The sequence below is a fragment of the Escherichia sp. 10290 genome, assembly GCF_030295155.1.
Lineage (GTDB): Bacteria > Pseudomonadota > Gammaproteobacteria > Enterobacterales > Enterobacteriaceae > Escherichia > Escherichia coli_F.
In genome coordinates, this window is the sequence record NZ_AP025741.1 from 5,151,524 (window position 1) to 5,163,601 (window position 12,078).

The 12,078-nt window shown below is 52.6% G+C and carries 10 protein-coding genes and 3 tRNA genes; 9 read left to right on the top strand and 4 right to left on the bottom strand.

What is annotated here, in order from left to right; all coding sequences use genetic code 11:
- The first annotated feature begins 1 nt into the window (after nucleotide 1).
- Nucleotides 2-1,504, top strand: coding sequence for a glutamate/gamma-aminobutyrate family transporter YjeM (gene yjeM / locus QUE74_RS25610; RefSeq protein WP_024166232.1), 1,503 nt, complete (start codon nucleotides 2-4; stop codon nucleotides 1,502-1,504).
- A gap of 97 nt (nucleotides 1,505-1,601) precedes the next feature.
- Entirely contained in the window at nucleotides 1,602-1,916 is a 315-nt protein-coding gene (locus QUE74_RS25615) for a YjeO family protein (protein WP_001276175.1), read from the top strand.
- 30 nt (nucleotides 1,917-1,946) lie between these two features.
- On the opposite strand, the gene mscM is transcribed toward QUE74_RS25615, so the two are convergent.
- The 3 genes from mscM to rsgA all read right to left on the bottom strand — a co-directional run bounded on the left by mscM (nucleotide 1,947) and on the right by rsgA (nucleotide 7,409).
- Nucleotides 1,947-5,270, bottom strand: coding sequence for a miniconductance mechanosensitive channel MscM (gene mscM / locus QUE74_RS25620; protein ID WP_001236835.1), 3,324 nt, complete (start codon nucleotides 5,268-5,270; stop codon nucleotides 1,947-1,949).
- Nucleotides 5,271-5,291: 21 nt separating this feature from the next.
- The gene (asd, locus tag QUE74_RS25625) at nucleotides 5,292-6,260 is read right to left on the bottom strand and encodes an archaetidylserine decarboxylase (protein ID WP_000934932.1); all 969 of its coding nucleotides are present in this window, start codon (nucleotides 6,258-6,260) and stop codon (nucleotides 5,292-5,294) included.
- A gap of 96 nt (nucleotides 6,261-6,356) precedes the next feature.
- On the bottom strand, nucleotides 6,357-7,409 hold the full coding sequence (rsgA, locus tag QUE74_RS25630) for a small ribosomal subunit biogenesis GTPase RsgA (protein WP_000041977.1): 1,053 nt from the start codon (nucleotides 7,407-7,409) through the stop codon (nucleotides 6,357-6,359).
- A 94-nt stretch (nucleotides 7,410-7,503) separates the two neighbouring features.
- On the opposite strand from rsgA, the gene orn reads away from it, so the two are divergent.
- The 5 genes from orn to QUE74_RS25655 all read left to right on the top strand — a co-directional run bounded on the left by orn (nucleotide 7,504) and on the right by QUE74_RS25655 (nucleotide 8,966).
- On the top strand, nucleotides 7,504-8,049 hold the full coding sequence (gene orn, locus QUE74_RS25635; protein ID WP_001295188.1) for an oligoribonuclease: 546 nt from the start codon (nucleotides 7,504-7,506) through the stop codon (nucleotides 8,047-8,049).
- 210 nt (nucleotides 8,050-8,259) lie between these two features.
- Nucleotides 8,260-8,335: transfer RNA gene (locus tag QUE74_RS25640), tRNA-Gly, on the top strand.
- Between the two features lie 157 nt (nucleotides 8,336-8,492).
- Nucleotides 8,493-8,568: transfer RNA gene (locus QUE74_RS25645), tRNA-Gly, on the top strand.
- Nucleotides 8,569-8,603: 35 nt separating this feature from the next.
- A tRNA-Gly gene (locus QUE74_RS25650) sits at nucleotides 8,604-8,679 on the top strand.
- A 233-nt stretch (nucleotides 8,680-8,912) separates the two neighbouring features.
- Nucleotides 8,913-8,966: a hypothetical protein gene (locus QUE74_RS25655; RefSeq protein ID WP_010723271.1), complete on the top strand. Its 54-nt coding sequence runs from the start codon at nucleotides 8,913-8,915 to the stop codon at nucleotides 8,964-8,966.
- On the opposite strand, the gene queG is transcribed toward QUE74_RS25655, so the two are convergent.
- Nucleotides 8,949-10,088 carry a tRNA epoxyqueuosine(34) reductase QueG gene (gene queG, locus QUE74_RS25660; RefSeq protein WP_001294196.1) on the bottom strand — a complete coding sequence of 380 codons (1,140 nt, stop codon included), beginning with the start codon at nucleotides 10,086-10,088 and terminating at the stop codon, nucleotides 8,949-8,951. The two genes, QUE74_RS25655 and queG, sit on opposite strands and share 18 nt — an antisense overlap.
- Here queG and nnr point away from each other — a divergent pair.
- Both nnr and tsaE read left to right on the top strand, forming a co-directional pair.
- A complete protein-coding gene (gene nnr, locus QUE74_RS25665; protein WP_001355095.1) occupies nucleotides 10,087-11,634 on the top strand; it encodes a bifunctional ADP-dependent NAD(P)H-hydrate dehydratase/NAD(P)H-hydrate epimerase in 1,548 nt (515 codons plus the stop codon). The two genes, queG and nnr, sit on opposite strands and share 2 nt — an antisense overlap.
- A complete protein-coding gene (tsaE, locus tag QUE74_RS25670) occupies nucleotides 11,606-12,067 on the top strand; it encodes a tRNA (adenosine(37)-N6)-threonylcarbamoyltransferase complex ATPase subunit type 1 TsaE (RefSeq protein WP_000981977.1) in 462 nt (153 codons plus the stop codon). The genes nnr and tsaE overlap by 29 nt, the downstream gene beginning before the upstream one ends.
- Nucleotides 12,068-12,078 lie beyond the last annotated feature (11 nt).

Below are 12,078 nucleotides of genomic sequence, written 5' to 3' on the forward strand. Positions count from 1 at the left end.
CATGCCTCACACGATAAAAAAGATGAGTCTGATAGGGCTCATATTGATGATCTTTACTTCTGTATTTGGATTTGCCAATAGCCCATCGGCTTATTACTTAATGGGTTATAGTGCGATTCCCTTTTATATATTTTCTGCATTGTTATTCTTTATTCCATTCGCCTTAATGATGGCTGAAATGGGCGCTGCGTATCGCAAAGAAGAAGGCGGTATCTATTCCTGGATGAATAATAGTGTCGGACCACGTTTTGCCTTCATTGGTACGTTTATGTGGTTTTCCTCTTATATCATCTGGATGGTGAGCACCTCCGCGAAAGTTTGGGTACCGTTCTCAACATTTCTCTACGGTAGCGACATGACCCAGCACTGGCGTATTGCCGGACTGGAACCTACGCAGGTGGTTGGTCTGCTGGCAGTGGCATGGATGATTCTGGTCACCGTCGTTGCTTCAAAAGGGATTAATAAAATTGCCCGTATTACTGCGGTGGGCGGTATTGCAGTAATGTGTCTTAATTTAGTATTGCTGTTAGTAAGCATTACTATTTTGTTATTAAATGGTGGGCATTTCGCGCAGGATATTAATTTCCTGACATCACCGAATCCAGGTTATCAGTCCGGTCTGGCAATGCTATCGTTTGTGGTATTTGCTATTTTTGCCTATGGCGGAATTGAAGCGGTTGGTGGTCTGGTCGATAAAACGGAAAATCCAGAAAAGAACTTTGCCAAAGGTATTGTTTTTGCCGCTATTGTTATTTCAATCGGTTATTCGCTGGCAATATTTTTATGGGGCGTCAGCACAAACTGGCAGCAGGTATTAAGTAATGGTTCCGTTAACCTTGGCAATATTACCTATGTGCTGATGAAGAGCCTCGGGTTGACGCTGGGTAACGCACTGCATTTGTCACCTGAAGCGTCATTGTCGCTGGGTGTATGGTTTGCGCGTATTACCGGGCTTTCGATGTTCCTCGCTTACACTGGCGCGTTCTTTACGCTTTGCTATTCACCGTTGAAAGCTATCATCCAGGGGACGCCGAAAGCGTTGTGGCCGGAACCGATGACGCGGCTGAATGCGATGGGCATGCCGTCTATCGCCATGTGGATGCAGTGCGGGTTGGTTACTGTCTTCATCCTGCTGGTTTCGTTTGGTGGTGGCACCGCATCGGCATTCTTTAACAAGCTAACGCTGATGGCGAACGTGTCTATGACGCTTCCTTACCTGTTCCTTGCACTGGCTTTCCCGTTCTTTAAAGCACGTCAGGATCTCGACAGACCGTTTGTGATTTTCAAAACACATATGTCGGCAATGATTGCGACAGTGGTTGTCGTACTGGTGGTGACATTTGCGAACGTCTTCACCATCATTCAACCTGTGGTTGAAGCCGGAGACTGGGACAGCACATTGTGGATGATTGGCGGCCCTGTCTTCTTCTCGCTGTTAGCGATGGCGATTTACCAGAACTATTGCAGCAGAGTGGCAAAAAATCCGCAGTGGGCGGTGGAATAACCCGATGCCCTATCGTCTGCCTGACGATAGGGCGCAATGACAGGGAATTAGCGGGATTTCGTATGCGCTATAGCGAAATTAAGCGACCGATTATCTCATGAGTGCGCGCATGTTTGTCTTGTGCTGCATCTGGTTCATTGTGGCGTTCCTCTGGATAACCATTACCTCCGCGCTGGACAAAGAGTGGATGATTGATGGACGCGGGATTAACAACGTCTGTGATGTTTTGATGTATCTCGAAGATGACGATACTCGCGATGTCGGTGTGATAATGACGTTACCGCTCTTTTTCCCTTTTCTCTGGTTCGCTTTGTGGCGAAAAAAACGCGGCTGGTTTATGTACGCCACCGCCCTGGCTATTTTCGGCTACTGGTTGTGGCAGTTTTTTCTGCGCTATCAGTTTTGCTTGTGAGCCGGATGGGTTCATCCGGCCACAAAGACCTTACAAACTTCCTGCCTGACGACCTTTGCCCGCAGAAGTTAATGTTCTCCCCGTTTGTTTACCGTTGAGGCTTTCCAGACGCATCTGGAAGGGCGGGAATGGCATATCGATACCGTGGGCGTGGAAGCCAGCCAGAATCAGCTGGTGGATCTCATGGCGTAGCGGCATACGGTGACCCATCTCAGCGGCGTAAATACGCAGCTCGAAAATCTGAATCCCCTGCTGCAGATCCACCAGGAAGACTTCCGGCGCCGGGTTGTCGATCACCAGCGAGCAGCGACGCGCTGCGGTGAGCAGGATTTCCGTCACTTCTTCACTGTTGGCATCGGCAGGGGCCGGAATCGTCAACACCACGCGCGTGACCGAGTCAGAGAGCGACCAGTTGATAAACTGCTCGGTAATAAACGCCTTGTTCGGCACGATAATTTCTTTGCGGTCCCAGTCGCTGATGGTGGTGGCGCGGGTGTTAATTTTCGTCACACTACCGGTGAGATCGCGGATCGTCACCGTATCGCCAATGCGAATCGGTTTTTCGAACAGGATGATCAGGCCAGAGATAAAGTTGGCGAAAATTTCCTGCAAACCAAAGCCCAGACCAACACCGAGCGCGGCGACCAGCCACTGTAATTTCGACCACTCAATACCAATCATCGAGAAACCTACCAGCCCGCCAATCAGCATCAATAGATATTTGGTGATGGTGGTGATGGCGTAGCCGGTACCCGGCGTTAAATCGAGGTGCTGCAAAATCGCCAGTTCCAGCAGCGCGGGCAGGTTGCGCACCAGCTGCGTGGTGATGATAAACACCAGAATGGCAATTAGCACCGCACCGAGGGTAATCGGCTCCAGGCTTTCCACGCCCTGTACCGTGGAAGTGACATCCCACAGCGAAATATTTTCGAGGAAGCCGAAAGCGGAATGGATTTCTGACCACAGCACAATGACTGAAAGTAGGGCGATCAACATCAGGATTGAGCGCACCAGCCGCAAGGATTGTGCACTGATGGCATCGAGATCGACTTCACTTTCATCGACTTCAATTGCCCCTTCCGGGCTACTGTGATGATGCGCTTCCTCTTCGCCACGCGCACGCTGCGCTAACATCTCTGCCCGGCGATGCTTCGCCCGGTCAAACGCCAGCCTGCGGCGTTGGATCAGCATCCAGCGGCGGATAACGTGATAAACCACCAGTAGCAGGAACCAGATGGCAACCGAGGTTTCAAGCCTCGCTAACAGCGCCTGCGCCGTTGCCAGATAACCCACCGCCGACGCCAGAATGGCAACCAACGGCGCGCCAATCATCATGTTCCACAGCATATGGTTGGTAATGTTGTCGCCGCTGCCTTCTTTGTTGAGATACAACGGAATGCCGGCCTTTTTCAGGCTGAGGGTGACCACCGCCAGCGCACCGCAAATGAGGATAAAACAAAGCCGTCCCAGCGAACCGGAGAATTCACGGTCGTCGAGGTTATCGAACATCATCAGCGCCATAATCAGCGGCACAATAAGCCCGATGCTCATCAGGTAGTAACGCATCCCCCGGGAAACCCGTTCGCGTGGCCAGCCGAAATGAGCGATAAACAAGCCGTTCGGACGGGCAAAGGTGGCGCAAATCATCACTACCCACAGCAGCGGTACGGTGGCCGTTACGCCATCACCAATTGCGACCGCCAGCGGATAAGGCCACGCCTCGCGCAAGCCGTAACCCAGCGTCATCCACAGCACCGGTAGCGGTGATGCGACGAGAATCGACCAGAAAAGGGTGCGCAACGTCAGCCAGAAGTGATCCTGAGTCACTTTGCCGACTTTCGCCGCCGAACGTTCAAGAAAACGGGTGAAATAGCGGCGTGAGTAAATACTGCAACCGACCAGAATCAACGCGCCAAACAGCGGCAAAATCGTCTCTTTGCTGGTCAGCATCATTACGCTGGCTTTGCCCAACTGACTGAAGGTGTCCAGCGAAATGAGACGACGCAGATCCTGAGCGATCTCCAGCGGCCAGGCGATGGTCATCGGGCGCACGTCAGAAGTCCAGAACAGGTAGCGGTGCGTCGCTTCATTCACTTCTTTCAGCGCATCTTCCAGTTGCCCGTTGGAGACTTTCAACTTGGTCAGCTCCAGCAGTAACGTGTCACCACCCTGCAACAATGAGTTCAGCAACTCACGCTGAGTGCGTAGCTGTGCTTCCAGAATACGGTTTTGCTCGGCGGTCAGCGGCTGACCGTCTGCCTGATGGATTTGCCGTAGCAGCGGCTGTTTATTGAGCAGATCCTCATAACGTAACCGTTGCACACGCAACTGCGCCATTTCGGTATCAAGCTGTTGTGGTTTTGGCATTTCCGGCAGCCGTGCCACCTGCGCCCGCAACGCTTCACCGAGTAGGTTGGACGATCCCAGCCATTGTGATTGTTCACGCAGCGTATTCAACGCCTGCCGGACCTGTAACGTCTGGCTGGCAGCCTGACGCTGTTGCGAGGCAACGAGATCCATCCGCTGCGCCTGTTGATTCAACGCCGCCGACAGCTCGCGGTTAATTTTGAATTGCGCGACGATATCTTTCGGCAAATCGGCACTGTTTTCCGCCAGAAGTTCGGTGCTTTCCAGCGCCCGCTCCGCCTCAAGCTGACGTTGGCTGTTCAACTGATTACGCAAGGCCTGCAAATATGCATCCAGCTGCTGGCTCTCTTTTTCCGCCAGCTCTGAGCGTAAACGCGCTAATTCCTGGCGGTTATTGGCAGACAGCTGCGCCAATTCCAGTTCATCAACGAGCGCCTTCAGTCGTGCAGAGTCAGATTGCAACGCGAAATTTTGTGCCTGATTAAGCGGGGTATTGCCGGTAAGTGTTCCCAGCCGCCGCTCGATTTCATTCAACTGACGGCGAGCGTCGGTTTGCTGTTGCGGTAATTGATTCAGCGAATCGGCAATCTCGCGGGCACGTTCCTGTTCCTGCTGGGCCTGACGGCTCTTATCCAGCAACTGGCTGCTGACCTGGAGAATTTCCTGATTCAGCGCGTCGGTAGACATTCCCGGCGATACGCTGCGCGGCTCGTCACGCATGTTGTTTAATTGCGCGCGCAGAGTAGCGGAAAGTTTCGGGTAATTATCAATGACTTCTTGATATTGCTTGATGCGCTCAAGGGAACCTTTTCGTTCCTCAAGCGCATTTAAGGCGGACTGGAGTGCCTCTACGACTTCCGGCTGCGCGGGTTTCGCCGCTTTTGCCTGCTCCAGTTCCTGGGTGATTTGTTTACTATCGGGGGCCGTCGCGGCGTACGCCCCCCAACTGAGGCACCAGGCCATCAGAAAAGTGATAATCAGGCGCACGTCAGCGTTTCCTTTGATGGATTAGACCTGGTCTTTTTTGTCGTCAACCAATGGGCTGGCGTCGTGTTCTGCCTCGATCTCTTCGGCAGGAAGCGGGGCAGGTTCTGCGTCTGGCGCAACAAAGGTTTCGGTAGATACTGCCAGCGGCTGACCAATTTTCGTGACAGACAGGCTTTCCAGTTGCTCAACCAGATTAACTTTACCCGGTGCAAACAGGTTGATAACGGTAGAGCCGAGTTTAAAGCGACCCATTTCCTGGCCTTTCAGCAGCGCCACTGAACCGTCGTTTTCTCCGGCAGGCCAGGTCCAGCGCTTGATGATGCCTTCGCGCGGCGGCGTAATGGTGCCCGCCCAGACAGTTTCAATGCTGCCAACAATCGTCGCCCCGACCAGAATCTGCGCCATCGTGCCAAATTCGGTATCGAACAGGCAGATCACGCGTTCGTTACGGGCAAACAGATTCGGCACGTTCTGAGCGGTGAGATGGTTAACGGAGAAGAGATCGCCCGGCACATAGATCATCTCACGCAGAATACCGTTGCACGGCATGTGCACGCGGTGGTAGTCACGCGGAGAGAGGTAAGTGGTCACAAACGTACCGTTACGGAAAAGATCCGCCATCAGATAGTTCCCTGCCAGCAGAGCTTCGAGGCTGTAGTTGTGGCCTTTAGCTTGCAGGATTTTATCTTCTTCGATTTTACCTAACTGGCTGATAACGCCATCGGCAGGCATGACCAGTACATTAGGATCGGTATCGATTGGGCGTACTTCGTCACGCAGCGGACGGACAAAGAATTCGTTAAAGGTGCGGTAGCTGGCGGTGTCCGGCTTTTGCGCCTCTTTCATGTCGACCTTGTAGTATTTAACGAACAGATCGATAACCAGTTTTGTCAGCCATCCTGCCCGCTTGCTTGCGCCCCAACCCGCCAGGCGAGTAAGCCATAATTTCGGCAGAATGTACTGTAGCGAAAGTTTAAATGAATTTAACAAGGTAGCCTCCAGGCCATTGTTTTGTCGTTCCTGATCCGGCCTACATGCCGGATCCTGAAAAAAAGGGGACGATTCTAACGACGGTTAGCTTAATTGTCAGTCATCCGTATCAGAAAAGTTTTTACGCGTTTTTACCTGCGCCATGCTTTCCAGAATACGGTGATAGTTTTCGAAACGGGTTTCCGCGATTTTCCCTTCCTCAACTGCTTCCCGGATAGCGCAGCCCGGATCGGTATCGTGTTTGCAATCGCGATATTTACACAGACCTAAGTAGTCATGGAATTCGACAAAACCCCGAGTAATTTGTTCCGGTTCCAGATGCCAGAGACCAAACTCACGCACACCTGGGGAATCAATCACATCACCGCCGTGCGGGAAGTGATACAGCCGCGCGGCAGTCGTGGTGTGCTGACCAAGCCCCGAGTTATCCGAGACGTCGTTGGTCAGGATCTCTTTTTGCAGCCCCAGCAACGCGTTCAGCAGGCTGGATTTGCCGACGCCAGACTGCCCGGCAAAAATACTGATGCGCCCGGTCAACGCCTCTTCCAGCGGTTTCAGTCCATCCTGAGTATGGCTGGAAACCATCAATACGCGATAACCGATATTGCGGTAGATATCCATCTGCTCGTTGACGAATTCCATGCCTTCGTCGTCCAGCAGGTCTATCTTGTTGAGCACAATAATCGGCTCAATCTGCAAGGTTTCGCAGGCCACCAGGTAACGGTCGATAATATTGAGCGACAGCTCCGGCAAAATCGCGGAGACAATGACAATCTGGTCGATGTTGGCAGCAATGGGTTTCACACCGTCGTAGAAATCCGGGCGCGTCAACACTGAGGTGCGCTCATGCACCGCTTCCACGATCCCTTTGACATTTACGCCTTCTGCCGCCGGTTTACCCGGACGCCAGACTACGCGATCGCCGGTCACCAGCGAACGGATGGTACGGCGAATATTGCAGCGGTGAACGTCGCCATCGGCGGATTCCACATCAGCGTGCATACCAAAGCGGCTGATGACGATACCTTCATCAGGCTCGCCAAACAGATTGTCGTCGTAGTCGGGCTTCTCCTTAGACGTTTTAAGACGACGCTGGTGATTGGCGTTCACGCGGCGCTGCTGGCCTTTGGAGAGTTTATTTTTACTCAATCGTACTGACTCCTGGTCGCCCCTGATGGGCAAAACATCTATGATACACGCAATTGTGGATCAATATAGTCACTGTGAATGGGTGGAAAATAGCATGAGTGCCAATGAAAACAACCTGATTTGGATCGATCTTGAGATGACCGGTCTGGATCCCGAGCGCGATCGCATTATTGAGATTGCCACGCTGGTGACCGATGCCAACCTGAATATTCTGGCAGAAGGGCCGACCATTGCAGTACACCAGTCTGATGAACAGCTGGCGCTGATGGATGACTGGAACGTGCGCACCCATACCGCCAGCGGGCTGGTGGAGCGCGTGAAAGCGAGCACAATGGGCGATCGTGAAGCTGAACTGGCAACGCTCGAATTCTTAAAACAGTGGGTGCCTGCGGGAAAATCGCCGATTTGCGGTAACAGCATCGGCCAGGATCGTCGCTTCCTGTTTAAATACATGCCGGAGCTGGAAGCCTACTTCCACTACCGTTATCTGGATGTCAGCACACTGAAAGAGCTGGCGCGCCGCTGGAAGCCGGAAATTCTTGACGGCTTTACCAAGCAGGGGACGCATCAGGCGATGGATGATATCCGTGAGTCGGTGGCAGAACTGGCTTACTACCGCGAGCATTTTATCAAGCTGTAAAATTTTTCCTGGTCACGTAAGCGCCGGAATCCACTTGCGGCGGCGTGATTTTGACGCTAAATTGAACGTCTTGCTGATAATTTCAGCACTTGAGATAAAAACTCAAAAAAATTTTTTTAGGGGGGTTGCAGAGGGAAAGATTTCTCGTATAATGCGCCTCCCGTAACGACGCAGAAATGCGAAAATTACGAAAGCAAAATTAAGCAGTACGCGGGAATAGCTCAGTTGGTAGAGCACGACCTTGCCAAGGTCGGGGTCGCGAGTTCGAGTCTCGTTTCCCGCTCCAAAATTTGAAAAGTGCTGCAAAGCACAGACCACCCAATCGCAGTATTTCGAATTGCGACAAGGCGGCAACTGAACGAATCCTTGGGAGCTTACAAAAGTAAGTGACTAAGGTGAGTGAAGGCAGCCAAGGCAGTAGCGGTTCGAAAGACGAAGATTAAGCGGGAATAGCTCAGTTGGTAGAGCACGACCTTGCCAAGGTCGGGGTCGCGAGTTCGAGTCTCGTTTCCCGCTCCAAAATTTGAAAGTGCTGCAAAGCACAGACCACCCAAGCGGGAATAGCTCAGTTGGTAGAGCACGACCTTGCCAAGGTCGGGGTCGCGAGTTCGAGTCTCGTTTCCCGCTCCAAATTCTTCTCTCAATAAAATATCCACAGCGACGCGATGCGTTATTGCTGGTTTTTGTTGTCTCTGACAAACTCTTGTAAACAGAGTTATCCACAGCCTCATGTCGTAATCTTAATTTCAAAGAAACTTCGCACGGTGAATAGTATTTTTTTAACTTATTGATATATAGGTTGAAAATTAAGATCTCGTTTTGTCGAGTCGATCACTTGACGATTTTATTCGCCTTGAATTGCAATGCGTTTTTATTTTTATTCACAAGCTGTGGATGAATCAGGCGTCACGCGGTAACCCTTTTTCAATCACCCGAACCAGACGCTGTTTTTTCGGTAGTTGTACCTCTACGACGCACGCATTTCGCCTCTCGATTTGCTGCGCAATCGCCCACGCTATGTGCTCATCAAGAAGTGGGTGCTCACCTTTACGACTTTCCAGCGCTGTCAAAATCGTTTTATCCCAGGGGGCATTGCCTAATGCCACGGCGATATTACGCAGCCAACGCAGGTGACCTATACGGCGAATCGCCGAACCTTCCGTGACTTTTAAAAACTTCTCTTCACTCCAGGCGAATAACTCAATGAGTTCCGGTGCGTGTAGTGGTTTGCGCGGGCTGAAATCGTCTTCTTTAGTGAGTTGCGAATAGCGATTCCACGGGCAGATAAGCTGGCAGTCATCGCAACCGTAAATACGGTTTCCCATCAATGGACGCAGCTCTTCCGGGATCGCCCCTTCCAGTTCAATGGTGAGATAAGAGATACAGCGGCGAGCATCGACGGTATATGGCTCGACGATGGCGCCGGTCGGGCAAATCGTCATACAGGCCACGCATTTACCGCATCCTTCCTCGACCGGTTGATCCACGGGCAGCGGAATATCGACCAGTAATTCACCTAAAAAGAAGAACGAACCGGCCTCGCGATTGAGGATAAGTGAGTGCTTACCTGTCCAGCCAAGACCTGCTTTTTCAGCTAACGGGCGCTCGAGAATAGGCGCAGAATCGACAAACGGTCTAAAATTCAGCGAAACACAATGTTGCTGAATCATCTCGCCCAGCTTTTTGAGTCGGTTGCGCAGAAGTTTGTGATAGTCACGGCCCAACGCATAACGACTTACATAGCCGAGTTTGGGGTTTTTCAGCGTGCTGGCAAATGCGGCGTTAGCAGGAAGGTAATTCATCCGCACGCTGATGACGCGCAGCGTACCAGGCAATAACTCATGGGGGCGAGCGCGCAGCATACCGTGACGCGCCATCCAGTCCATTTCGCCGTGGTATTGTTTGTCCAGCCATGCTTGCAGTTTGGGCTCGGACGCGCTGAGATCGGTATCGGTAATACCTACCTGCTGAAAGCCCAGTTCCAGCCCCCACTGTTTAATTTTTTGCGCTAACTGATTGAGATCGAGGGGCTCTGACATGACGGACCATACAATGAAGAAAAACCCCGTAAGTATACCACACACCGTCTGGCACGCCGACGATATCCGCCGCGGCGAACGCGAGGCGGCAGATGCGCTGGGGCTTACACTCTATGAGCTGATGCTTCGCGCTGGTGAAGCCGCATTTCAGGTGTGTCGTTCGGCTTATCCTGATGCCTGCCACTGGCTGGTGCTGTGCGGTCATGGCAATAACGGCGGCGATGGTTATGTGATTGCGCGGCTGGCAAAAGCGGTCGGCATTGAGGTCACGCTGCTGGCCCAGGAAAGTGACAAACCGTTACTGGAAGAGGCCGCGCTGGCACGCGATGCATGGTTAAACGCGGGAGGCGAGATCCATGCTTCGAATATTGTCTGGCCCGAGTCAGTAGATCTGATTGTTGATGCGCTGCTCGGTACCGGATTGCAGCACGCGCCCCGCGAATCCATTAGCCAGTTAATCGACCACGCTAATACTCACCCTGCGCCGATTGTGGCGGTTGATATCCCTTCCGGCCTGCTGGCTGAAACTGGCGCTACGCCAGGCGCGGTAATCAACGCCGATCACACCATCACTTTTATTGCGCTGAAACCTGGCTTGCTCACCGGGAAAGCCCGGGATGTTACCGGAAATCTGCATTTTGACTCGCTGGGGCTGGACAGTTGGTTGGCAGGTCAGGAGACGAAAATTCAGCGGTTTTCGGCAGAACAACTTTCTCACTGGCTGAAACCGCGTCGCCCGACTTCGCATAAAGGCGATCACGGGCGGCTGGTGATTGTTGGTGGCGATCACGGCACGGCGGGGGCTATTCGTATGACGGGGGAAGCGGCACTGCGTGCTGGTGCTGGTTTAGTCCGAGTACTGACCCGCAGTGAGAACATTGCGCCGCTGCTGACTGCACGACCGGAATTGATGGTGCATGAACTGACTATGGACTCTCTTACCGAAAGCCTGGAATGGGCCGATGTGGTGGTGATTGGTCCCGGTCTGGGCCAGCAAGAGTGGGGGAAAAAAGCCCTGCAAAAAGTTGAGAATTTTCGCAAACCGATGTTATGGGATGCCGATGCATTGAACCTGCTGGCAATCAATCCTGATAAGCGTCACAATCGCGTGATCACGCCGCATCCTGGCGAGGCCGCACGGTTGTTGGGCTGTTCCGTAACAGAAATTGAAAGTGACCGCTTACATTGCGCCCAACGTCTGGTACAACGTTATGGCGGCGTAGCGGTGCTGAAAGGTGCCGGAACCGTAGTTGCCGCGCATCCTGACGCTTTAGGCATTATTGATGCCGGAAATGCAGGCATGGCGAGCGGCGGGATGGGTGATGTGCTCTCTGGTATTATTGGCGCATTGCTTGGGCAAAAACTGTCGCCGTATGATGCAGCGTGCGCGGGCTGTGTCGCCCACGGTACGGCAGCTGACGTACTGGCGGCGCGTTTTGGAACGCGCGGAATGCTGGCGACCGATCTCTTTTCCACGCTACAGCGTATTGTTAACCCGGAAGTGACTGATAAAAACCATGATGAATCGAGTAATTCCGCTCCCTGATGAGCAGGCAACATTAGACCTGGGCGAGCGGGTAGCGAAAGCCTGCGATGGTGCAACCGTAATCTATCTGTATGGCGATTTAGGCGCAGGTAAAACCACCTTTAGCCGGGGCTTTTTACAGGCTCTGGGTCATCAGGGTAATGTCAAAAGCCCCACTTATACGCTGGTCGAACCCTATACGCTCGACAACTTAATGGTGTATCACTTTGATTTATACCGCCTTGCCGATCCCGAGGAGCTGGAGTTTATGGGGATCCGCGATTATTTTGCCAACGATGCCATCTGCTTGGTGGAGTGGCCACAACAAGGTACAGGTGTTCTTCCTGACCCGGATGTCGAAATACACATTGATTATCAGGCACAAGGCCGTGAGGCGCGCGTGAGTGCGGTTTCCTCTGCGGGTGAATTGTTGCTGGCGCGTTTAGCCGGTTAACCTTTGAAAGG